This is a genomic window from Nocardia xishanensis NBRC 101358, assembly GCF_001613365.1.
GTDB classification, from domain to species: domain Bacteria; phylum Actinomycetota; class Actinomycetes; order Mycobacteriales; family Mycobacteriaceae; genus Nocardia; species Nocardia xishanensis.
Map to the genome: position 1 here is coordinate 1 of NZ_BDCF01000080.1, position 21,454 is coordinate 21,454.

Consider the following 21,454-nt stretch of genomic DNA (forward strand, 5'->3'; position numbering starts at 1 on the left):
GGACCGCCGTCGGCGCAGCGCCGCAGGCGCGGTTCCTATCTGCGACAGAGCAATCCCGATACGGCCGGCCGTCCGCGGCCCCGAGCACCGGGACTGGTCACGGGCTGATCGACGGCCCGCGCGGTGGCGCGGGTGTGGTCGGCCCGCGCCGTGACCATCTCCCGTTCGCGTGCGCGTGCGCGCACGTCTCACCGAACCAGGTGTTCTCCCATGCTCGATGTCGTCTATTACTCTGTCTCCGCCGTGCTCTGGCTCTGGCACACCGCCTTCGCCGCGCTGCTCGGATCCACCAGCGGCCTGGCCTGGGTGCTCGCGGTGGTGTTCCTCGTCGCCACGCTGCGCGCCGCCATGTATCCGCTGTTCCTGAGGCAGGTCCGTAACCAGGCCGTCGCGCGGCGCCTGCGGCCTGAGATCGAGGCGCTGCGCAAGCGCTACTCCGACGACAAGCAACGACAGGCCGTCGAGATCCAGAAACTGAACCGCGAGAACGGTATCGGCGTGGCGGCGGGCTGCCTGCCGATGCTCGGCCAGGGGCTGGTGTTCCTGGCGCTGTTCCACGTACTGCGCTCGTTCGACCGCACCGCAACGCTCGGCCATCTGCCCTTCCAGGCGACCCCGACGCCGCTGACGCCCGAACAGAACGCGCAGACCCCGAACTACATCTTCGGCGCCGCCGACGTGCAGTCCTTCCTGAACGCCAAGCTGTTCGGCGCGCCGCTGTCGGCCACGCTGACCGGCCGGCCGAGCGTGGCGATCGCCGCGGTGGCCGGCACGCTGATGCTGGTGGCGGCCATCGCGACGCACTTCACCGCACGCGCCGCGATCGCCCGCCAAGACCCGGCCGCGGCGCAACTACCGATGCTGAACACGATGACACTGTGGGTGTTTCCGGCGGGCGCCCTCATCGGCGGTGCGCTGCTTCCGGTGGTGATCCTGCTGTACTTCGTGTCGAACAACGCCTGGACACTGGTCCAGCAGCACTTCGTTCACCGCCGCATCGACGCCGAGGTCGGCGCCGCGGCGGTGGCGTCGGCCGCGGCGCGGCAGCACAGCGCGCCGAAGCCGGGGGTGAAGCCAGGGACGACGCGGCGACCGGGCGGGAAATCTCGGCGCGGCCGCGGGTGAGCGCCGGGGAACGCCTCAGGCAGCGAGTGTGGCCCGCAGATAGTGCTTGGCGCCGATCCCCCACAACACCTGGCGGACGCCGAGCGGAGCCCAGCCCGCCGAGCGATCCTCCAGCACCACCGGATCGCGCAGAGTGACGGTGTGGCCCTTGGCGTCCAGCTCGAAAACGCCTGCGGCGAGGACGTTCTTGACCCATTCCGCGTCACGGCCGTAGGTCAGCGCGATGCGGTAGACGCCGTCGTCTTCGAAAACCCACACCGGTGTCCGGTAGGCGCGGCCGGATCGCCGTCCTTTGTGCCGCACCACCGCGAAGGGCGGCACCGTGCCCGCGACCAGTCCCGCCACCGGGTTGGTCACGTGCCGGTTGAACCTCGCCACTATGCGCGGAAGCACCATCGAACGGTCCTCTCTCCAGGTGGAGTGCGCTGCCCAGGTTACCCTCGAGCGGTGCCCGCACAGCCGAACTTCGACAGTCCTTCCGGCGAGATGATCGCGGTGTACGACCGGCAGGGCCGCGAGATCGGCGCGGCCGATCGCGCCGAGGTCTATCGCGAAGGTCTGTGGCACGCCAGTTCCGGCGTTCTGGTGCGTTCGAGGGACGGTGAGCGGGTCTACGTGCACCGCCGCACCGACACGAAGATGGTGTTCGCCGGGATGCACGACTGCCTCGCGGGCGGTGTCGTCGCGCCGGGAGAGGATCCGGCGCGGACCGCGATCCGGGAGCTGGCCGAAGAACTCGGCATCGTGCTCACCGAGGACGCGACGCCGCCGCTGCCGATGGCCAGCGCGTCCTGGGACGGGGAATGGGAGGGCAGGCCGATGCGCTGCCACCTGTTCGCCTACGAGCTGCGGTACGACGGCCCCATCCGTCATCAGCCCGAGGAGATCGCCGACGGCTGGTGGTGGACCGACGCGGAACTGCGCGCCCACCTCGCCGATCCGGATTGGCCGTTCGTCCCCGACACCCGGGTGCTCGTCGGTGATCTCCTGGCCTGAATCGACTACGCCCCGCTGCCGCTGTTGCCGAGGGTCAGCACAGAGGTCAGGATGTTGGCGAAGACTTCGAGCAGCTCCATGTAAGGCAATCCTTCGTGTAGTTCATCAGGGTGGAGGGCCCAGCATCACGGATGTGGGTGTCGGGGAGGTTACCCGAAGATGACGGACTCGGATGGGAGTGCTCGCAGCGCGGTCCTCGCCGCGGTCAGCTCGACGAGGCGCCGGTGCTGGCCCAGGAAAGGAACGCGCCGGGGTTACGGGTCTGCAGCAGCACTCGGCCGGGACCGACGAAGTCGAAGACGAAGCCTTCGCCGGACTTCAGCGACTGGATGGAGCGGCCGGAGACGGCCCGCCGGATGGTGAAGTTCATGGCCAGGTCGTAGGCGACGACATGCCCGGTGTCGACGGTGATCGGTTCGCCGGGTTGCAGGTCGATCACGTCGATCGCGCCGAAGACACCGACCACGATTTCGCCGTCGCCGTGCGCGCGCAGACCGAAGCCGCCCTCGCCGCCGAACAGATTCGCGAAGCCGCCCCACTTGCTCTCCACTTGCACGCCGTGCGAATTGGCGATCCAGCCGCCGCGGCTGATGAAGAACGGCCGGTCCTGGGTGATCCGCAGGTTCAGCATGTCGCCGGGCAGGGCGGGCGCGACGTCGACCCAGCCGCCCTGCGGCGGAGCGGTGAAGGTAGAGACGAAAAACGATTCTCCGGAGAGCACCGAGCGCTTGAGGCCGGCCAGGATGCCGCCCTCGGCCTTGGCCTGCAACGTGACTCCCGCCGAATGGGCGACCATGGCGCCGCTCTCGACCCGCATCGGCTCCCCGCCCGCGAGGAAGCATCGGGCGACGGTGGAGGCGGGATTGTGGCGCAACTGTACCTTCATGCCGCCGACCCTACCGCCTGCGCGCGACGGGCAGTGACGGTCGAATTCCAGGCGGGGAGACCGGGATTCGCGCGATCGTCAGTCGAGCGAGCGCAGCGCGTCCTCGGTGCGCGCGACCACCGCGCCGCCGTCGCCGGTGAGCACGATCGGACGCTGGATGAGCTGCGGGTTCTCCACGAGCGCCGCGATCCATCGGTCGCGGTCGGCAGGCGTACGGCCCCAGTCCGCCATGCCGAGGTCCTTGGCGATCTGCTCGCCGGTGCGGGTGATGTCCCACGGCTGCGCGTCCAGTCGCCGCAGCACCTCGCGCAACTCGCCCGCGGTGGGCGGGTCGTCCAGGTAGCGGCGCACGGTGTAGGTCGCGCCCGCCTCGTCCAGGTGCGCCGTCGCGGCGCGGCTCTTCGAGCACCGCGGGTTGTGCCAGATCTCGGTCTGCCCAGATGTCATGCCTCCAGATAATCACGTCCGGCTACAGATGCATCAAGTCCGGCCAGGTCTCGGCCCACGAATGACGCAGGCCGGTGCACTTCCACACGGTGACGTCCTGGGTGCTTCCGGGAAAGCCGAGCCTGCTGTCCACCTTGGCGACCGGCTCGACGCTGTCGAAATTCCAGCGCAGGAAGCTCTCGGTCACCCCGACGGCGAGCACGGTGCTCGCCTCGTCGAGCGGCCTGCCGAAGTAGCCGTAGCCGCGGCTCGGGCTGTAGATCGGCGGCAGCTGGTCGCGGGCGAACTGATCGAGCGCGGCGGCCTGCCAGTAGGTGTCGGTGACGACGACGGCGTTCGCGCGTTCGGCCGGTGCGAGTTCCGCCGCGGCTCCCGACACCGCGGCGGTCAGCTCGGGCCAGCCGAATTCGCCGTACACGCCGATGGCTATCGCGGCCTCGGCGTCATCGGCGGGCGGCGCGATGTCGTCGGGGTGCTGCCACGGCGTCGACGACAGCACGAGCGCCGCGGAGCAGAGCGCCACCGCCGCCCCGCTCCCGGTGAGCAGCCTGCGCCGGGAGGGACCCAGCCTGCCCGCCAGCTCCACCAGCCCGACGGCGCCAGCGGCGAACACCACGCCGTACATGCCCGCCATGTAGTAGATGCGTCCGCCCGTGACCAGGAAGACGGCGACGAGCAGCAGCAGCGTCGCCCCGAGGAAGCGGTACGGACGCAGCGCCGGAGTGCGCAGCAGCGCCCACACGCCGTACACCAGCACCACCGCGCCCAGAATGCCCGCGGTCAGGATCGCCAGCGGCACGAACATCAACCGACCGCCGAGCACGCCCTGCTCGCCGCTGATCACCTCGCCCATGCGCAGCTGCGGCCAGCCGTTGCCCGCCTGCCAGATCAGCGTCGGCAGCGTCGCGAGCAGGACGATCGCGCCGCCGAGCCACAGCAGCGGCCGCCGGATCAGCTCGCGTGGGCCGAGCGCGAGCGAGGTCAAGGCGACCGCGATCCAGAAGAACGGGATCAGCCATTTCACCTGCATGTCCAGCGCCGTCACCAGCGCCGCGCACAGCAGCAGCGAGTCGCGGCGGGTGCGCACCCAGCGCACGACGAGCCAGGTGATGATCACCCACAGCACGGTGTCGATCGCGTTGGTGGTGAGCATCTTGCCCTGCAACAGCAGAAACGGCGAGGTCGCGTAGGCGGCGGCCGCGAGCAGTTGCGCGCCGCGGCCACCGCCGAACTCCCTGGCCAGCAGCGCGGTGAGCGCGACGGCGAGCGCGGTCAGCGCGACGGCGGGCAGCCGGAGCACGAAGAACGAGCCCGGGGCAATGGTGTCCATGAGCCGGGCCAGCATCGGAAGCACCGGCCCCTGATCGGCGTAACCGAAGGACGGGTGACGACCCGCGGCGAGGAAGTACAGCTCGTCACCGAAATAGTTGTAGCGGCTCGCCGAGAACAGCAGAGCCGCTGAGGCGATGCCCGCGACGACGGCGATACCCGCCGTCGCTGCCGGAGGGCGCTCCTCCCCTGCGATGTCCAGCTCTTGACGCACAACGGTTTCGGTCACGCCGCTCCTCGACGAGTTCGGACTCGGGCCGGTTCGAATCTAGCGAGGAACGGCCGTCCGCCCATCCGCCCACGGGACGAGCCGAGATCAGTATTTCGGCGTAGCCCGAGGACGGTTCACCCATACTCGAAGGATGAGCGAGCCAGCGACCCCCGAAAACCCTTACGGCACACCGACTACCAGCGGTCCGAGCCCGATTCCGCGCCATCAGGCCGCGGTGAACCGCGTGGTGCGTGCGCTGTTGCGCGTCCCCGGGCTCTCCAAGGTGGTCGGCAAACGACTGATGACGCTGCACGTCGTCGGCCGCTCCTCGGGCAAGACCTACATCGTGCCGGTCGCTTACACCCCGCACGACGGCGCGCTGCTGATCGGCACCGTGCTGCGGCCGTGGGTGAAGAACCTGCGCACCGGTACTCCGGTCACGCTGACCCGCGGCGGGGCGCCCGAACGCTTCGATCCCGTGGTGCACACCGGCGAGCAGGAGGTGATGCGGCTGTTCGACATCATCGCGAGGGACAACAAGACCAATGCGTCGTTCAGCGGCATTGGGTTCGACGCCGACGGAGCCCCGCGCAAGGCCGACATCTATCAGACCTGGCGACAGGGCGGTGTCGTCGTGGAGTTGCGGCCGGTCTGATCCCGCCTACGCCGTCGCGGTCGCCGGTTCGGGCTTGCGGCGGCGCGCCAGGAGGTAGGCCGCGGCCGCGGCGGGGATGTTCATCAGCACGCCGTACACCGCGCCGGGAACCGCCATCGTGTCGTTGTGCAGCACGGAGACCGCGACGGCGATGGCGATCGCGCCGTTGTGGATGCCGATCTCCATCGCCGAGGCGACGGCCTGGTCGTCGTCGACTCCGAAGAGCCGCGGCGCGAAATACCCGACGGTCAGGCTCAGCACAGCGAATACCAGGCACAGCGCGGCGAGCTCGCCGAGATGTTCGGTCAGCGTCTCGAAGTTCTTCGCCACCGCCGCCGTGACCACCAGCGCGAGCACCACGATCGACAACACCTTGACCGCGCCGCGCATCCGCAGCGCCCAGTCGGTGAACCGCCGGTGCACCCACATGCCGAGCGCGACGGGCACCAGCACGATCGCGAAGACCTGCGCGAACTTGTCCGGCCGCAACCCGATCGAGCCGTCACCGTCCAGGAACACCGTGTACGACAGCGCGACGACCAGCGGCATGGTGAACACCGCGAGCACCGAATTCACCGCCGTGAGTGTGATGTTCAGCGCGACGTGCCCACCGGCGATGTGGCTGAACAGGTTCGCCGACGGTCCGCCGGGCGCGGCCGCGAGCAGCATCATGCCCACCGCGAGCGCGCCTTCCACCCGGAACAGCAGGATCAGCCCCAGGCACGCGGCGGGCAACAGCACCATCTGGCAGACCAGCGCGATCGCCGCGGCGGCGGGATACCGCAGCACCCTGGCGAAATCGTCGACGGTGAGCGTCAGCCCGAGCCCGAACATCACCAGGGCCAGCGCCAGCGGCAGAAATACGGCGAAAGCCGTTGAACCCATACGGATCTCCTTCCGAACCGACGCACCGTGAGCGGCGCGGCCGGAATCGACCGTATCGACGGAAGACACGCAAGGAAAGCCCGCGCGGCGAATGTCTCACCGTCGCGGTGGTCGCTGCGCCTTCCGGTACTGGATCGCCCACCAAACTTGCAGCGCGGTGTGCGCGACGCGCAGGTCGGCGCCGGTGAGTTCTTCGAAGCGACCGAGGCGGTAGCGAACGGTGTTGGGGTGCACCACGAGTCGCTCGGCGGTGACCTCGACGCGCATGCCGGTGTCGAGATACGCCTCGACGGTGTCGACCACCGTACGGACGGATTCGCCGTCGCCGAGGGACGCCAGGTAGCGCCGGACCAGTTCCGCGCCCAGGTCGGTGTCGGCGGCGATGGCGGGCAGCAGGCCGACGCTGTCCAGGTCGACGGTTCCGGTGCGGCCGAAAAGCTGTGCGGTGGTGAGCATTCGGCCCGCGAGGCGGAACGAGCGAGCCAGTTCCTCCAATCGGGCAGGCGGGCCGAAGCCGACGACACCGCGCTCACCGGGACTTCTGGACTTTTCCACAAAACCGGCGATATCGCCGTCCACCGTGGTCACGAACCCGCTCGGGGCGATGTTCCGGCCCGCGTCGCGGGATTCGCCGGCCCTGGCGCGGTACGCGCGGTACTGGAGTTCCGGGTCGACGCCGAGTTGCTGTGCGCGGATCCGCAGGTCGGCGGGACCGAGGGTGCCGAGCAGCGCAGCCCTGGTGAACTCGGCGCGGAACTGCTCGTCGTGCCGTGCCGCGGCGATCTCGACGTCGCGATGCCCGGCGCTGTACGGTACGACGGCCGCGTCGACGAGGTCGAGCAGCGCGGTGGTCAACCTGAGCAGTGTCCGATCGGCAGCCTGGCTCTCGCCCGCGGCTGCCGAAAGTTCGGCGAGGATCTCGCGGACCGCGATACGCCACCCGTTCTGCACATCGGCGAGCGAAACGCCTTGGCGGGCACGGATTTCGCCGAACTCGCGGAGCGCGGCCAGATCTTCGGTCGCCATCGGGGTGCCGTCGTGCAGCGCGGTGAGCAGCCGGTCGACGATCGAGGCGGTGGACGCGGCGATGGTCGCGGCGGGCAGCGGCGCGTACGCGGACATCTCCGCCCTGGCTCGCGCCACGATGCGGTCGACGAGTTCGGGCGCCCTGCGCCGCACGCGCGCCACCGCTCGACGCTCCGCGGCGGTCGAGAGTCTGCTCATGGCGCTCGACCCTACGGCCGGGCGTTTGGAGAAATCAACAATCCGGCGACTGATAGTTCGACATGCTCTCCATGGCGCAGATCACACCTCTCATCGAATACTCGTCGGGACCAACCACCGCTGTTCGACGAGGAATAGACGATGTATCTGACTCAGGGCCTGCACCGCGCCGCCCAGAACGATCCCGACGGTCTGATGACCATCTGCGGCGAGCGGAAGCGGACCAACCGGGAGGTGCTGGACCGGGTGGCCCGATTGGCGGGCGCGCTGCGCGGCCTCGGCGTCGGTACGGGCGACCGGGTGGCGATGCTGTCGCTGAATTCCGACCGCTACCACGAGTACCTGCTTGCGGTGCCGTGGGCCGACGCCGTACTCAACCCGGTGAACATCCGCTGGAGCCCGGCCGAAATCGCCTATTCCCTGGCCGATTCCGACAGCCGCGTCCTCTTCGTCGACGACGCGTTCGCCCCCATGGTCCCGGCGCTGCGGGCGCAGTATCCCGAGCTTCGCGCCGTCGTCCACTGCGGTGACGGTCCGGTCCCCGAGGGCGCGCTCGACTACGAGCGGCTCGTCGCGGACGCCACGCCCATCCCCGACGCACGCCGCGGCGGCGACGCACCGGCGGGCATTTTCTACACCGGCGGCACAACGGGCTTCCCGAAGGGCGTTGTGCTCAGCCACACCAACCTGCTGACCTCCGCACTGGGCGGCGTCGCCACCGGATACCTGATGACTCCCGGTGCGGTATTCCTGCACGCCGCGCCGATGTTCCACCTCGCCGACCTGGCCGGATGGCAGGGCGTGCTGATGCTGGGCGGCACCCACGTGATGATCCCCGCCTTCGATCCGGTCGCGACGTTGACCGCGATCCAAGAACATCGAGTGAGCTCCTCGGTGCTGGTGCCGGTGATGATCCAGATGCTGGTCGACCATCCGCGCGCGGCCGAGTTCGACCTCTCCAGCATGGAGCACATCATGTACGGCGCGTCGCCGATCTCGCAGGCGGTGCTCGAGCGCGCGATGGCCGCCTTCGGGCGGGCCGGGTTCGCGCAGGCCTACGGCATGACCGAGGTCGCGCCGATCGCCACCCTGCTCGGACCGCAGGACCACCTGGACGGCCGGCTGCGCTCGGCGGGACGGGCCGCCCCGCACAGCGAGGTCAAGATCGTCGATGCCGACGGCGTCGAGGTGCCGCGCGGCACGGTCGGCGAGGTGGTGGTGCGCGGCGGCCATGTGATGCTCGGCTATTGGAACAGGCCCGCCGAGACGGCGGACGCGGTGCGCGACGGCTGGATGCACACCGGCGACGGCGGCTATATGGACGAGGACGGCTACGTCTACATCGTGGACCGGATCAAGGACATGATCGTCTCCGGCGGCGAGAACGTGTATTCCGCCGAGGTGGAGAATGCCGTCGCCGCGCATCCCGCGGTCGCCGCGGTGGCGGTCATCGGCGTGCCGGACGACGAATGGGGCGAGCGGGTGCACGCGGTCATCGTCTGCAAGCCGGGCCGGCGGGTGACGGCGGAGGAGATCCGCGGCCACGCCAAGGAACTGATCGCCGGGTACAAGGCGCCGCGCAGCATCGAGGTCGTGGACGCGCTGCCGGTCTCGGGCGCCGGGAAGATCCTGAAACGCGATCTGCGGCAGAAGTATTGGAACGCCGGGACGCGACAGGTCAACTGATGGCCAGAGCGGACCGCCGCCGAATACGCCGGAACCCATAGCGCGACCGCGACCGCCCGCGCCGAACGAGATCCTCGGAGAGAGCGTTCGATCGGCGCGGGCACAGCGGAAGGGCCGAGCCCCCTCGGGAGGCCCGGCCCTCGATCGGTCGCGCGAGCGCTCAGCTCGCGCTGCCCGACAGCAGCTGCTGGATGGTCTTGATCAGAACTTCGGCCAGGAAATCCGATGCAGATCCGGACATGGGGTGCTCCTCATCTCGATGCGGCGCGCACGGTAGGCGCCGTTAATCTGAAGCATGCATGATTCAGATGTTCGCCGGAGGTGTTTTCGGCCCACCAAAACCGGCGGACCATCGCGCGAGCTTGAGAATCGGGCTTCTAGCTGGTCTTATCTTGTCAGACAAGCGTCCAGTGGGTTGGGTCACATTCCATTCAGTGGGATACCGGCTGCATTCGCCAGACACGACGAAGGCCGCGCCCCCTAAAAGACGCGGCCTTCACCGACACGACACGAGCCGCGCCCCCAACGGAGACGCGGCCCGCAAACAGCACCGAACTACAGGTACTGACCCGTGTTCGACTCGGTATCGATCGCACGGCTGGCGCTGGCGTTCTTGCCCGTCACCAGGGTGCGGATGTACACGATGCGCTCGCCCTTCTTGCCCGAAATGCGGGCCCAGTCATCGGGATTCGTGGTGTTGGGCAGGTCCTCGTTCTCGGAGAACTCGTCCACGATCGAATCGTAGAGATGCTGGATACGCAGGCCGGGGTTGCCGGTGTCGAGCACCGCCTTGATGGCGTACTTCTTGGAGCGGTCCACGATGTTCTGGATCATGGCGCCGGAGTTGAAGTCCTTGAAGTACAGGACTTCCTTGTCACCGTTGGCGTAGGTGACCTCCAGGAAGCGATTGTCCTCGCTCTCGGCGTACATCCGGTCTACGACCCGTTCGATCATCGCGGCGATGCAGGCGGCCTTGTCGCCGCCGAACTCTTCGAGATCGTCGGCGTGCAGCGGCAGGTGCTCGGTCAGGTACTTGGAGAAGATGTCCTGCGCCGATTCGGCGTCCGGCCGCTCGATCTTGATCTTCACGTCGAGGCGGCCGGGCCGCAGGATCGCCGGGTCGATCATGTCCTCGCGGTTGGAGGCGCCGATGACGATGACGTTCTCCAGGCCCTCGACACCGTCGATCTCCGAAAGCAGCTGCGGCACAACGGTTGTCTCCACATCGGAGGAGACGCCCGAGCCGCGGGTGCGGAAGATCGAGTCCATCTCGTCGAAGAACACGATCACCGGGGTGCCCTCGGAGGCCTTTTCGCGCGCCCGCTGGAAGATGATCCTGATGTGGCGCTCGGTCTCGCCCACGAACTTGTTGAGCAGCTCGGGGCCCTTGATGTTGAGGAAGTACGACTTGGCTTCCTTGGCATCCTCACCGCGCGCCTCGGCGATCTTCTTGGCCAGCGAGTTGGCCACCGCCTTGGCGATCAGCGTCTTACCGCAGCCGGGCGGACCGTAGAGCAGCACACCTTTGGGCGGACGCAGCGCGTACTCGCGGAACAGATCCTTGTGCAGGAACGGCAGTTCCACCGCGTCGCGGATCTGCTCGATCTGGCGTCCGAGACCGCCGATGTCGTTGTAATCGACGTCGGGGACTTCCTCCAGCACGAGATCTTCGACCTCGGCCTTGGGGATGCGCTCGAAAGCGAAACCCGCCTTGGTGTCGACCAGCAGCGAATCACCGGGTCGCAGTTTGCGAATGGGCGCATCGGGGTCGTCCAGATCGTCGACTTCGGCGACCTTCGCCAGCGGGCCCGCCAGCCAGACCACGCGCTCCTCGTCGGCATGGCCGACGACCAGCGCGCGGCGCCCGTCATCGAGGATCTCGCGCAGGGTGCCGATCTCGCCGACCGAGTCGAAGGTGTTCGCCTCGACGACCGTCAGCGCCTCGTTGAGGCGCACGGTTTGGCCGTACTCGAGGGTCGCGGTGTCGATGTTCGGTGAACATGTCAACCGCATCTTGCGACCCGAAGTGAACACGTCGACCGTCTGATCGTCGTACACACCGATCAGAATGCCGTATCCGCTCGGCGGCTGACCCAGCCGATCGACTTCCTCGCGCAACGCGACCAGCTGCTGGCGCGCCTCCTTGAGTGTGTCCATCAGCTTCGTGTTGCGAATGGTCAGCGAATCGATGCGGGCTTCCAATTCCCGTGTGCGATCCGGCGAATCGGCGAGTTGCCTTCGGAGTGCAGCCGCCTCGGCGCGTATCGCCTCGAGCTCTCTCCAGGCCGCCGAATCCGAATTCTCGATGGGGCTCATGTGCTGCTCCTCCCAGTCCCGGTCTATCAACGCTACCGGGCGCGAACCGTTCTCGCTTTCCGACATGGTTTCGTCGTGATCACATCTGTGCTGCGATCGGCGGCCGAGTGTCCATGTTAGCCTGCCCTAACCCGACACGGGCGAGGTCCCTCGCCACCCGAGCCGAAAGGTTGCTAGAGAATGCTCCTTCCCGCCAAATCTCTGCACATTTCCGTGGCTACCGCCGCAGCCGCTCTCGCCGTTACGGTCGGGCTGACCGCTTGCGGCTCGGACGACTCCTCCGATACCGCCGCGACCAGCTCCTCGGTGGCGGCCACCACCTCGGCGGCGAGCACCGGCGCGACGGGCGGGCACGACCATGCGGCCGGCGACGCCCCTGAGCCCGAGGAACTGCAAGCCACCCTGGCACTGGTCGCCGATCCCAGCAAGCCTACGTCCGAGAAGACCGCCGTGATCGTGGACGGCCAGAAGCGCGCGGCCAACATCGACCAGATGAACCAGCTGCTCGCGGGCTACGGCCAGCTCACCTTCGCGGTCACCGACGTCAAGACCGAGGGCGAGACCGCCACCGCCCAGGTCGTCATCACCTCCCCGCACGGCTCGTCCCCCGCCATGCCGATGACCTGGCAGCACGTCGACGGCAAGTGGAAGCTCTCGGACGCCACCGCGTGCACGATGCTCGCCTTCGCCCAGGCGCCCTGCACGCCCTGATCGCCGCCCGGTCGTACCAGCGCGCCCGCGCGTGGTTTCCCGGCTCCGGTTCGGCGAAACCGCGCACGGGCGCGTTCCGATGATGCGGCCCTGAGGGGCCTCAGCCCTTCGACGGACGACGTTGCGGCTTGGGGGTGACAACACCCTCGGCGAGCCTGCGCGCGCTCACCAGGAAGGCCGTGTGGCCCTGCATGCGGTGCTCCGGGCGGACGGCGAGGCCGACGACGTGCCAGCCGCGCACCATCGACTCCCACGACCTCGGCTCGGTCCAGCACTCCTGTTCGCGCAGCGCCTCGACCACCTTGGACAGCTGGGTGACGGTCGCGACGTACACGATGAGGACGCCGCCCGGCACCAGCGCCTTGGACACCGCGGGCAGCGCGTCCCACGGCGCCAGCATGTCCAGCACCACCCGGTCGACCGGATCGCCCGCGTAGTCGGCGACGTCGCCGACGGTCAGATTCCAGTTTGCTGGCCGTTCGCCGAAGAAGCGTTCGACATTGCGGACGGCGTGCTCGGCGTGGTCGTCCCGGATCTCGTAGGAGATCACCTCGCCCTCCGGGCCGACAGCCCGCAACAGCGAACAAGTCAGCGCGCCGGAGCCTGCCCCGGCCTCCAGGACGCGCGCGCCGGGGAATACATCGCCCTCGTGCACGATCTGGGCGGCGTCCTTCGGATAGATGACGGCCGCGCCGCGCGGCATGGAGAGCACGTAGTCGACCAGCAGCGGGCGCAGGGCCAGATACGGGGTGCCGTTGGTGGAGTGCACGAGGCTGCCCTCGTCGGCGCCGATCAGATCGTCGTGCTTGATCCCGCCGCGGTGGGTGTGGAACTCCTTGCCCGGCTCCAAGATCACCGTGTAGAGGCGTCCCTTGGCATCGGTCAGCTGCACCCGGTCCCCGGTGGTGAATGGCCCGGTCCGTCTGGCCGTCATGAATCTCCGTTCGCTGCTGGTCTTCGTGCTGTCGTCGCGGTTGGGCACCGGCGTGTCGGTGCCGCCGGATAGCCTGCCAGGTATGCCAGCGCCCGTGTCCACGCCCCCTGCCGACGCCGCCTCCGATCCGGCGCCCGCGCCCGCCGAGACGCGCCGCAAGCCCGCGCTGTCCCCTTCTCGGGCAACGGATTTCAAGCAGTGCCCGCTGAAGTACCGGCTGCGCGCGATCGACCGGATCCCGGAGCCGCCCTCGCGGCACGCGGTGCGCGGCACAGTGGTGCACGCGGTGCTGGAGGACCTGTACGGACTGCCCGCCGCGGACCGCGGACCGGAGCGGGCCGCCGCGCTGGTGGAACCGGCGTGGGCCCGGGTGCTGGCCGCGCAGCCGGAGATCGCGGAGCTGGTCCCGGCCGACGAGCTGACGTCGTTCCTCGGCGAGGCCGGCGCGCTGGTCGAGAGCTACTACCAGCTGGAGGACCCGACCCGGTTCGAGCCGGAGTCCCGCGAGGCGCGAGTGGAGGTCGAGCTGGACGACGGCGTGCTGCTGCGCGGATTCGTCGACCGGATCGACGTCGCGCCGACCGGCGAACTGCGGGTGGTCGACTACAAGACCGGACGCGCGCCCGGTCTCGCGCAGGAGACCAAGGCGCTGTTCCAGCTGAAGTTCTACGCGCTGGTGGTGCTCCGCACCCGCGGCGTGCTGCCCGCCCAGCTGCGCCTGATCTACCTGGCCGACCGGCAGATCCTCACCTACGCCCCGGACGCCGAGGAACTCGGCCGCTTCGAACGCACCCTGTCGGCGCTGTGGTCGGCGGTGCGCGAGGCGGGCCGCACGGGCGAATTCCCGCCGTCGAGGAGCTGGCTGTGCGGCTACTGCGACTACAAGCCGCTGTGCCCGGAGTTCGGCGGCACGCCGCCGCCGTACCCCGGCTGGCCCGAGGGCGGCGAGTCGCCGGACGAGACCTTGGCCGAGGCCATCGCCGACTGATCTCCCGGCCGGATCACACGCTGAGGTCGCGGAACAGCAGCACCGAGAGGCCCAGTCCGACAAGCAGATTCACCGCGACTGCGGAGCCGAAGACGGCGAAAGGTCGCCAGCCTGCCTCGCGCAGTCCGCGCAGCGACAATTCCAGGCCGATCGAGACGAACGCCAGGATCAGGAACCAGGTGCGGAGGCGGCGACCGCGGCCGTGGTGTCGATATTGCCGCCGATCCAGGCGCCCGCCATCGCGTCGGAGAGCCCGAGCCCGCCGACCAGACCGGCCGCGATCTGGGCCGCCGTCAGCGCGGGATCGCTTGCAACGCGGCGGTTTCCGAGCGCACCGGTGGGTCGGCGGGTGGCGCTGAATCGGCCAGTCGCGCTTCGGTGTCCGACATCAGGGCACCAGCCGACCCGGGCGGATACACTCCGGCATCCGCCCGGCGTCCGGCGTGATCAGAAGGCCCGGCAGGACCGGATGTCGGTGGCCAGGATCGCCTTGGCGCCCAGGTCGGCGAGCTCGTCCATGACCGCGTTGCCCCGGTTGCGCGGCACCAGCGCCCGCACCGCGACCCAGCCCGCGTCGGCGAGCGGGGAGACGGTCGGCGATTCCAGGCCCGGCGTGATCCGCACCGCCTGCTCGAGCAGGTCCTTCGGGCAGTCGTAGTCCAGCATCAGGTACTGCTGGGCGAACACCACGCCCTGGACGCGGGCGATGAGCTGGTTGCGGGCTCGGTCGTTCTTATCGGAACCGACCGCCTCGATGAGCACGCCTTCCGAATCGCAGAGGGTCTCGCCGAAGGCGACCAGGTTGTGCTGGCGCAGCGTGCGCCCCGAGCCGACCACGTCGGCGATGGCGTCGGCGACGCCGAGCTGGATGGAGATCTCGACCGCGCCGTCGAGGCGGATCACCTCGGCCTCGATGCCGCGGCGCTTCAGGTCCGCGAGCACCAGGTTCGGGTAGGAGGTCGCGATGCGCTTGTCGTAGAGATCCTCGACCTTCCATTCCTGGCCCGCGGGCGCGGCGTAGCGGAAGGTGGAGCGACCGAAGCCGAGCGCGAGCCGCTCCTGCACCGGCGCGCCGGAGTCCAGCGCCAGATCGCGGCCGGTGATGCCGAGATCGAGTTCACCGGAGCCGACGTAGACGGCGATGTCCTTGGGACGGAGGAAGTAGAACTCGACCTGGTTCGCGGGGTCGAGCACGCTCAGGTCGCGGGAGTCGGTGCGCTTGCGGTAGCCGGCCTCGGCGAGGATCGAGGTCGCGGATTCGGACAGACTGCCTTTGTTGGGGACTGCGACGCGCAGCATGGGGGTGGATGTCCTTTCGGGGAACGAAACTACGGGATGGACGCGACCGTCACAGATGTCGGTAGACGTCCTCGAGCTTCAGTCCCCGGCCCACCATGAGCACCTGGACCCAATAGAGCAGCTGCGAGATCTCCTCGGCCAGCGATTCGTCGCTCTCGTGTTCGGCCGCCAGCCAGACCTCGCCCGCCTCCTCGAGCACCTTCTTGCCCTGGGTATGCACACCGGCGTCCAACGCGGCCACGGTGCCGGAACCCTCGGGGCGGGTGATGGCACGATCCTGCAGCTCGGCGAACAGGGCTTCGAAAGTCTTCACGGCTCGCCATTCTTTCAGACGCGCATTCCCAGCTACCGTCCCGGTCCACCCCCGGACCGGGACGACAGCCGCGGGGTCGCCGCGCGCGCCGACTCGGGCACCTCGTCGAGCGTGCGTCGCTCGTCGAGGTACTCCGGGCAGTCGGCGATCCGGCACGGCCGCACCAAGCCGACCGGCACGCCGTCGGCATATGCGAGGAGGTGTTCGGCCGCCTCCTCGCAGCCGGTCACTCCTCCGGCGACAGCAGGTCCGCCAGTTCGGCGACCGCGACGCGCAGGTGATCGGCGAACTCGTGCATCTGGTCGGCCACCGTCTTGGGGGTCGCCAGGTAGAGGTTCCAGCGGTCGGGCAGCAGCACGTAGGCGACGCCGATGCAGCGCGGGCTGGTGGAGCCGAAGCCGAAGTACTGGATGTTGACCGATGGCGCCGAGCTGGTGCTGAGGTAATCGTCGCGCATGATCACCCAGCCGGGGCTTTCGTAGAGCGAAATCGGTTCGGTGACACCGAGTTCCGCGCCGCGGCGGCGCTGGATCCACTCCAGTTCCCACAGGTGCTGTTCCGGCGCGTCGCCCGCCTGGCACTGCTTGGCCCGCTCGACGTGCTTGTCCGCGGCGGTCCGCGCGGCGGCGAGCCGGGTCGCGGCGTCGGTGGCCGGGTCCTGCATGGCGTCGACGAAGGCGATCATCTCGGGCGTCACCACGCGCATAGCCTCGGTGCGGCCGTTGCGATACTGGCGGGTGGCGATCGATTCGTAGGTGGCGCCCGTGATGCCCTTGCTTCGCCGGTGCGCGAGCTGGTAGCTCAGCTGGGCGAAGGCGTCCGGCGATATGCCGAGCCGCTTGGCCCGCGCCGTGCCGAAGTCCTCGAAAGAGACCGTCTGCGTGGCGTTTTCGGCCGCGTAGCGGGCGAAGGCGGCACCCGCGGAGGCGATGTCGGTGCGCAGCGCGGCGTCGAGGGTGAACTCGATGGGCTCCACCGGCGGCAGCCCCTGCGCCTGCGCGCCGGAACGTTCCGCGTGTTCGGCGGCCGATGCCTCGAGCAGGGTGTCGACGAAGGACAGGATGGTGGTGCCGTCCAGACCGCAGTGCTCCACGTTGATGCCCGCCTGGCCGTCGCCGAAGACGATGAACGAGACCGCCTTGTCGAACCAGCGGTTCGCGCTGTCGCCGTGCAGCAGCTGGTCGCAGGCGTGCAGGGTGTCGCGCGGGGCGAAATCCTCCAGGCACAGACAGAACAGCGCCGTCTCGATGGTGTCGAGTGCCGCGACATTGGCGGGTTCGGCGCGCAGCGCGGCCCGGCTGGCGGCCCATTCGGCGCGCGCCTTGGTGGTGAGGTGACCGACGGCGGTGTCGGTGCGCGCCGAGCGCGATCCGGCCTTGAGCACCGCGCGCAGACCGTCGGCGAGGTCGTCGAGCGAGTACGGCGCGCCGCCCGCGCCGATCACGTCCATCCGGAACATGCTGCCGCGGTAGAACACCACGATGTGCCGCTCGCGCGAGGGGCCGGGCCACTCGGGGCTGTAGGGCACCCGGACCGTGTCCTGCTGTTCGCCGGGAATCCTGGTCTCGGAGAACAGGTACTTGTTCTGCCACATGGACAGCTGCTGCCCCCGCTGAGTGACCGGCGGGATCGCCTCCTCGTCGAGGGCGAGCTTGTAGTCCACGGCGGCCGCGACGATGGCCGCGGCCCGCTCCACCTGATCGGCGGCGGTGGAGGCGGCCAGCGGGGTGTCGTCGCGGAAGAGGAAGAAGAAGTTGGCGTTCAACGCGATCCGGTCGCGCCTGCCGAGGTAGCGCGACGGCCAGAACAGGTCGAGCCAGCTGCCGACGCCTGGCGTGGCGTCGTAGTCCGCCAGTGCCGCGTGCAGCGTCCGGCCCGGGCCGTCCGGGCGGAGCAGGTCGGCGACCGCCGCCTCGGTGGTGGCGAGTTCGTCGTCGGTGAGCAGCGGGCTGCACCACTCCAGGAACCTGGCGCAGCTGTCCTCCAGCGTCGGCAGCGGTACCCGGGGCAGGTGGTCTTCGGCGGCGAAGGTGCGGTCGGTCAAGTCGGGGTCCTCGCGGTTCGGGTGCGGTGGGTGAGACGCGCACGGCCGGACGGCATCCGTGCGCGGGAGTTCGTGGAGTGCGTCGCTCCACTACAGATCCTCGGCGACGAGGCCGAGTTTCGACAAGAGGCTGCCGGTGTTTTCGAGCGAAAGGCTCAGGCTCGGCCCTTCGGTTCGGGACGCGACAGGTAGAGGTGCGCGTACAGCCGGCCGTCGGCTTCCCGGCCGCGCGTGTCGATTCCCTTGTCCGACAGTGTGTTCAGCACGCGCTGCTGTTCGTCGGCGGAGGCGAACCTGCGCTGCGCGTACAGACCGGGCGCCCGCTCGGTGCGATAGCCGAGCGCGGCCAGCTCCTCGGCCATCGGATCGAAATCGAACATGCGCAGCACGAAATGCGCCATCCACGGCCTGCGCCGCGGGTGCGCGGTGGCGATCCGCAGCAGCGTCTTCTCGGTGACATAGCCGATACAGCCGGTCGAGAGGACGATGTCGGCGGCGGCGAGCACCTCGCGCTGCTCGTCGGTGGGGTCGGCCGATTCGAGGTCGGCGTGCACGAAGTCGTGCAGGAACCCCGCGGCGTGCGCGTAGTCCAGCGCGGGGCGGGAGATATCCATGCCGACGAAACGCACGTCGGACTGCTTGTCGCAGCCCGCGAGACGGTCGCGATCGCGCGCCACGAGCTGTTCGCGGTCCGCCTCGGCGGCGGTGCGGTAGTACGCGGCGAGCTCGCCGACGCCGATGTCGAAGCGCAGCAGCGCCGCGTTCACGCCGTAGGAGCAGCCGATGTCGAGCACGGTAGGCGACGCCACGCGCGCGGAGGCGCGGTACTCCCGAATCTGCTGCTCGAAGAAGGGCTTCGCCAGTTCCGGTATGCGGTAGTCCAATTCGGACATCCGTGCGTAGTACTCGCGGGGATCGGGACGGTCGTAGATATCGTCGAAGGAGGCTTTCCCGGTCGTGTGTAACGGTACTGGCACGTGTGTTCGTTCCTCTCGGGTCGAGCTGAGCTCAGTCGAGTAGCCGGTCACCGCGGACCAGGCGGTCCTCGGCGACGTGTTCGGGCAGGACGCGACCGAACAGCTGGCGGGTCCGTTCCACGGTGCCGATGACACCGGGCCGGTCCGTATAGGCGAAGATCGCCGAATGTCGTTGCCTGCCACCGGAAACCGGGGACACGCGATGCAGGGAGAAACGACCTTGGAACAGTTGCAGGTCGCCGGGGCGCAACTCGAGCCTGCGGATCAGGCGCTCGCCGTCACCGGTCAGCACGTCGCGCACGTCGCCGAGGTTCTCGGCGTGCGGCGAGCGGATGTCGGGGCAGTATTCGAAGACACCGCCCGCTTCCGGCAGCTGGGTGAGCATGCTGACGGTGAACTCATTGGTGTCGAAGTGCCACGGATGCGACATGCCCGGCGCGACCACGTTCAGGCACAGTCCCGCCAGCGGATCTGCGTATTCGTGCAATTCGGACAGGCCGAAGCAGTCCGCCACGAAGCGCTGGAACGCGTCGCTGGTGTAGAGCCGGTGGATCAGCGCTTCGGCCGGAATGCGGTCGCGGGGCACGAACGCGTTTCCGCGTTCCATGACGATGCTGCCCGGATGATCCTGGGGCAGTGCGGTGTCCAGCGGAATGTTGTAGGCGTTGACCCGCTCCATCTCGTAGTGCGCGTGCGGCGCCATGTCCTCGCCTTGCGCGCGCAGCGTCTCGATCAGCTCGGGGCGGATGAACTCGCGCAGCACCGTGCAGCCACCGTCGGCCAGGTCGGCCCTGGCCGCGTCGACCGCAGCCCGCCACTGGACCGACCCCGGTGAAGCGAGCGGATACCTTGCGGTATCGACGATTTCGTCCAGCACTCCCGTCGCAGCCATGGCGCCATTTTGGTGCAGCGCTCAGCGACACGCCCGGGTATTCGGAAAAGTTGCCGGTGAGTGCAGTCACACTTACCATCTGCGCGCACTTGCGTTGCAGCACAGTAACTCCCGAGCATTTGCTCGGTACCCGCAGCACGGATTCGACCGACCGGTCCCGTGTTCGCTCGGCGGCGTTCTCTCACGCTCGCGCAACGATTCCCGCGCACCGCCGAAGGCGATCACGGGGACGTTGCCCCAAAGCGCGAGAGAACGTCAGCCGCGGGCGTGCAGGGTGCGTTCCAGGTCGGCGTGGGTGAGGCCGACCAAGGTGTCGCGGAAGACGAGACCGGGAGCCGCGGGGACCAGGATCTCGCAGGGGACGACGAGAACGGCGCAGCCCGCGGCCGCCGCGGCGCTCGCTCCGGTCGGCGAATCCTCGATCGCGACGCAGTGGCGCGGGTCGACGCCGAGCAGCTCGGCGGCGCGCAGATAGACGTCCGGCTCGGGTTTGCCCTCCGCGACCTCGTCACCGCAGACGGAGACGTCGAACCAGTCGCGACCGAGGGTGTCCAGGCCGTACTCGGTCAGCGAGCGTTTGGTGTTGGTGACGAGCGCCGAGGCCAAGCCCGCGTCGCGGACCAGGCCGAGCGCGTCCTTGGCGCCGGGCCGCCACGGGATCGGGCCGGTCATCAGCTCGGTCACCCGCCGCTCCAGGAAGCCCGCCGCCTCGCGCAGCGCCTGCGGCGTCGGGTCGAGGCCCAAGCCGTTGAACAGGATGCGCAGGGCGTTCGGGCCGGACGCGCCGATGAGCGCGTGCCTGATCTCGTCGGTCATCGCGCTGCCGAGCGCCACCGCCAGTTCCCTGACCCCGATGTCCCAGAGTTTCTCCGAGTCCAGCAGCGTCCCGTCCATGTCCCACAGCACCGCGGCGAGTCGCGCTGTCACGTGCGGTCGTTCTCCTCGTGCGCCGATCGAATCGGCGGACCCCGCGCCCGCCGCAAAACGACGTCCAGCGTAATGGCCGCCGCCCGCGCGCCTTCCATCGAGGAGTCGCGCACGGGCGGAGTGTCACACGCCAGAGGCGGTGATGACCATCCGGCCGCCGTCTTGGCGGACCTGGATCCAGCGGTTCTCCCGGTCGACCGCGCCGTTGGTCTTGACGTAGGTCAGCGCGACGGTGGCGCCGTCCTCGCCGCGTGCGGTGATCCCGTTGACCTGAACCGAGCGGATGGTCGACCAGAACGCCGCGTAGGAGTTGTAGCCGCCGGTCTGGGACTGGTAGCCCGGCGCGAGCTGTGACCACGCGCCGGACACGTTGCCGGGCAGCATGCCGTAGTAGCCCTGGATGAACTGGGCGATCCGGTCCGGCGTCGGCGGGCCGAACGGCGTCGTGGTGATCGTGGTCGTCGGCGGACGCGTCGTACTGCTCGGCGCCCCCGACGGACTGGTCGACGGCGTGACGGACGGCGGCGCGCTCGAGGGCGCGGCGGTCGGGGCCCCGGTCGGCTGCCCGGCGGTGGGCACCTGAGCCTGGGGCTCCTCGGTCTGCTGCCC

Annotated in this window: 22 protein-coding genes and 2 pseudogenes; 7 read left to right on the plus strand and 17 right to left on the minus strand. The window is 69.1% G+C overall.

All coding sequences use genetic code 11. From position 1 onward, the window contains the following. On the plus strand, positions 1-108 hold a 108-nt coding region (locus tag NX1_RS38510; RefSeq protein WP_281217548.1), incomplete at its 5' end, for a DUF6412 domain-containing protein. Positions 109-210: 102 nt separating this feature from the next. Then, positions 211-1,125 (plus strand): membrane protein insertase YidC, encoded by a 915-nt coding sequence (yidC, locus tag NX1_RS33455; RefSeq protein WP_068068709.1) that lies wholly within the window; start codon positions 211-213, stop codon positions 1,123-1,125. Between the two features lie 15 nt (positions 1,126-1,140). Here the strand turns inward: yidC and NX1_RS33460 are convergent, their stop codons facing one another. After that, positions 1,141-1,521, minus strand: coding sequence for a nitroreductase family deazaflavin-dependent oxidoreductase (locus NX1_RS33460; protein WP_068068711.1), 381 nt, complete (start codon positions 1,519-1,521; stop codon positions 1,141-1,143). Between the two features lie 90 nt (positions 1,522-1,611). Between NX1_RS33460 and NX1_RS33465 the strand changes: the two genes are divergently transcribed. Next, positions 1,612-2,121, plus strand: a complete 510-nt coding sequence (locus NX1_RS33465; RefSeq protein WP_068068714.1) for an NUDIX hydrolase — start codon at positions 1,612-1,614, stop codon at positions 2,119-2,121. A 205-nt stretch (positions 2,122-2,326) separates the two neighbouring features. Here NX1_RS33465 and NX1_RS33470 read toward each other — a convergent pair whose 3' ends face one another. The 3 genes from NX1_RS33470 to NX1_RS33480 all read right to left on the minus strand — a co-directional run bounded on the left by NX1_RS33470 (position 2,327) and on the right by NX1_RS33480 (position 5,012). Further along, positions 2,327-3,007: a TIGR00266 family protein gene (locus NX1_RS33470; RefSeq protein ID WP_068068717.1), complete on the minus strand. Its 681-nt coding sequence runs from the start codon at positions 3,005-3,007 to the stop codon at positions 2,327-2,329. Positions 3,008-3,085: 78 nt separating this feature from the next. Next, positions 3,086-3,454 (minus strand): arsenate reductase family protein, encoded by a 369-nt coding sequence (locus NX1_RS33475; protein ID WP_068068720.1) that lies wholly within the window; start codon positions 3,452-3,454, stop codon positions 3,086-3,088. A gap of 22 nt (positions 3,455-3,476) precedes the next feature. Continuing rightward, positions 3,477-5,012 carry a glycosyltransferase family 39 protein gene (locus NX1_RS33480; RefSeq protein ID WP_068068723.1) on the minus strand — a complete coding sequence of 512 codons (1,536 nt, stop codon included), beginning with the start codon at positions 5,010-5,012 and terminating at the stop codon, positions 3,477-3,479. Between the two features lie 133 nt (positions 5,013-5,145). Here NX1_RS33480 and NX1_RS33485 point away from each other — a divergent pair, with 133 nt between their 5' ends. Beyond that, positions 5,146-5,649, plus strand: coding sequence for a PNPOx family protein (locus tag NX1_RS33485; RefSeq protein WP_218024221.1), 504 nt, complete (start codon positions 5,146-5,148; stop codon positions 5,647-5,649). Between the two features lie 6 nt (positions 5,650-5,655). Here NX1_RS33485 and NX1_RS33490 read toward each other — a convergent pair whose 3' ends face one another. Together NX1_RS33490 and NX1_RS33495 are read right to left on the minus strand one after the other, a co-directional pair. Then, complete coding sequence (locus NX1_RS33490; RefSeq protein ID WP_068068728.1) at positions 5,656-6,534, minus strand: bile acid:sodium symporter family protein; 879 nt, start codon at positions 6,532-6,534, stop codon at positions 5,656-5,658. 96 nt (positions 6,535-6,630) lie between these two features. Next, positions 6,631-7,758, minus strand: a complete 1,128-nt coding sequence (locus tag NX1_RS33495) for a PucR family transcriptional regulator (RefSeq protein WP_068068731.1) — start codon at positions 7,756-7,758, stop codon at positions 6,631-6,633. A gap of 141 nt (positions 7,759-7,899) precedes the next feature. Here NX1_RS33495 and NX1_RS33500 point away from each other — a divergent pair, with 141 nt between their 5' ends. After that, complete coding sequence (locus NX1_RS33500; RefSeq protein WP_068068735.1) at positions 7,900-9,444, plus strand: acyl-CoA synthetase; 1,545 nt, start codon at positions 7,900-7,902, stop codon at positions 9,442-9,444. 555 nt (positions 9,445-9,999) lie between these two features. Here NX1_RS33500 and arc read toward each other — a convergent pair. Continuing rightward, positions 10,000-11,760, minus strand: coding sequence for a proteasome ATPase (arc, locus tag NX1_RS33505; RefSeq protein ID WP_068068765.1), 1,761 nt, complete (start codon positions 11,758-11,760; stop codon positions 10,000-10,002). 213 nt (positions 11,761-11,973) lie between these two features. On the opposite strand from arc, the gene NX1_RS33510 reads away from it, so the two are divergent. Beyond that, positions 11,974-12,471, plus strand: coding sequence for a WKL family lipoprotein (locus tag NX1_RS33510; RefSeq protein WP_307651576.1), 498 nt, complete (start codon positions 11,974-11,976; stop codon positions 12,469-12,471). A gap of 100 nt (positions 12,472-12,571) precedes the next feature. Here the strand turns inward: NX1_RS33510 and NX1_RS33515 are convergent, their stop codons facing one another. Then, positions 12,572-13,405 carry a tRNA (adenine-N1)-methyltransferase gene (locus NX1_RS33515; RefSeq protein WP_068068741.1) on the minus strand — a complete coding sequence of 278 codons (834 nt, stop codon included), beginning with the start codon at positions 13,403-13,405 and terminating at the stop codon, positions 12,572-12,574. 82 nt (positions 13,406-13,487) lie between these two features. Between NX1_RS33515 and NX1_RS33520 the strand changes: the two genes are divergently transcribed. Continuing rightward, positions 13,488-14,393: a RecB family exonuclease gene (locus NX1_RS33520; RefSeq protein WP_068068768.1), complete on the plus strand. Its 906-nt coding sequence runs from the start codon at positions 13,488-13,490 to the stop codon at positions 14,391-14,393. Between the two features lie 13 nt (positions 14,394-14,406). On the opposite strand, the pseudogene NX1_RS35820 reads toward NX1_RS33520, so the two are convergent. From NX1_RS35820 to NX1_RS37545, 9 genes and pseudogenes are all read right to left on the minus strand, one after another. After that, positions 14,407-14,580: pseudogene (locus tag NX1_RS35820) on the minus strand (putative sulfate exporter family transporter); the annotation flags it as partial. Between the two features lie 260 nt (positions 14,581-14,840). Further along, the gene (hisG, locus tag NX1_RS33525; protein WP_068068744.1) at positions 14,841-15,692 is read right to left on the minus strand and encodes an ATP phosphoribosyltransferase; all 852 of its coding nucleotides are present in this window, start codon (positions 15,690-15,692) and stop codon (positions 14,841-14,843) included. 49 nt (positions 15,693-15,741) lie between these two features. Continuing rightward, the gene (locus tag NX1_RS33530) at positions 15,742-16,005 is read right to left on the minus strand and encodes a phosphoribosyl-ATP diphosphatase (RefSeq protein ID WP_068068747.1); all 264 of its coding nucleotides are present in this window, start codon (positions 16,003-16,005) and stop codon (positions 15,742-15,744) included. Positions 16,006-16,037: 32 nt separating this feature from the next. After that, complete coding sequence (locus NX1_RS33535; protein ID WP_068068750.1) at positions 16,038-16,235, minus strand: hypothetical protein; 198 nt, start codon at positions 16,233-16,235, stop codon at positions 16,038-16,040. After that, positions 16,232-18,049, minus strand: a complete 1,818-nt coding sequence (locus tag NX1_RS33540; RefSeq protein ID WP_068068753.1) for a choline/carnitine O-acyltransferase — start codon at positions 18,047-18,049, stop codon at positions 16,232-16,234. The genes NX1_RS33535 and NX1_RS33540 overlap by 4 nt, the downstream gene beginning before the upstream one ends. A gap of 155 nt (positions 18,050-18,204) precedes the next feature. Then, a complete protein-coding gene (locus tag NX1_RS33545; RefSeq protein WP_068068771.1) occupies positions 18,205-19,026 on the minus strand; it encodes a class I SAM-dependent methyltransferase in 822 nt (273 codons plus the stop codon). 31 nt (positions 19,027-19,057) lie between these two features. After that, complete coding sequence (locus tag NX1_RS33550; RefSeq protein ID WP_068068757.1) at positions 19,058-19,918, minus strand: HalD/BesD family halogenase; 861 nt, start codon at positions 19,916-19,918, stop codon at positions 19,058-19,060. 255 nt (positions 19,919-20,173) lie between these two features. Next, the gene (locus tag NX1_RS33555) at positions 20,174-20,845 is read right to left on the minus strand and encodes an HAD family hydrolase (RefSeq protein WP_281217547.1); all 672 of its coding nucleotides are present in this window, start codon (positions 20,843-20,845) and stop codon (positions 20,174-20,176) included. A 123-nt stretch (positions 20,846-20,968) separates the two neighbouring features. Next, positions 20,969-21,454 (minus strand): annotated as a pseudogene (locus NX1_RS37545) (serine/threonine protein kinase); the annotation flags it as partial.

Bases quoted from the DNA above. Each gene is read 5' to 3' on its own strand.
- NX1_RS33500 (WP_068068735.1), top strand. From the start codon at position 7,900: ATGTATCTGACTCAGGGCCTGCACCGCGCCGCCCAGAACGATCCCGAC.
- NX1_RS33485 (WP_218024221.1), top strand. From the start codon at position 5,146: ATGAGCGAGCCAGCGACCCCCGAAAACCCTTACGGCACACCGACTACC.
- NX1_RS33475 (WP_068068720.1), bottom strand. From the start codon at position 3,454: ATGACATCTGGGCAGACCGAGATCTGGCACAACCCGCGGTGCTCGAAG.
- NX1_RS33460 (WP_068068711.1), bottom strand. From the start codon at position 1,521: ATGGTGCTTCCGCGCATAGTGGCGAGGTTCAACCGGCACGTGACCAAC.
- arc (WP_068068765.1), bottom strand. From the start codon at position 11,760: ATGAGCCCCATCGAGAATTCGGATTCGGCGGCCTGGAGAGAGCTCGAG.
- NX1_RS33470 (WP_068068717.1), bottom strand. From the start codon at position 3,007: ATGAAGGTACAGTTGCGCCACAATCCCGCCTCCACCGTCGCCCGATGC.
- hisG (WP_068068744.1), bottom strand. From the start codon at position 15,692: ATGCTGCGCGTCGCAGTCCCCAACAAAGGCAGTCTGTCCGAATCCGCG.
- NX1_RS33515 (WP_068068741.1), bottom strand. From the start codon at position 13,405: ATGACGGCCAGACGGACCGGGCCATTCACCACCGGGGACCGGGTGCAG.
- NX1_RS33490 (WP_068068728.1), bottom strand. From the start codon at position 6,534: ATGGGTTCAACGGCTTTCGCCGTATTTCTGCCGCTGGCGCTGGCCCTG.
- NX1_RS33520 (WP_068068768.1), top strand. From the start codon at position 13,488: ATGCCAGCGCCCGTGTCCACGCCCCCTGCCGACGCCGCCTCCGATCCG.
- NX1_RS33550 (WP_068068757.1), bottom strand. From the start codon at position 19,918: ATGGCTGCGACGGGAGTGCTGGACGAAATCGTCGATACCGCAAGGTAT.
- NX1_RS33495 (WP_068068731.1), bottom strand. From the start codon at position 7,758: ATGAGCAGACTCTCGACCGCCGCGGAGCGTCGAGCGGTGGCGCGCGTG.
- yidC (WP_068068709.1), top strand. From the start codon at position 211: ATGCTCGATGTCGTCTATTACTCTGTCTCCGCCGTGCTCTGGCTCTGG.
- NX1_RS33465 (WP_068068714.1), top strand. From the start codon at position 1,612: ATGATCGCGGTGTACGACCGGCAGGGCCGCGAGATCGGCGCGGCCGAT.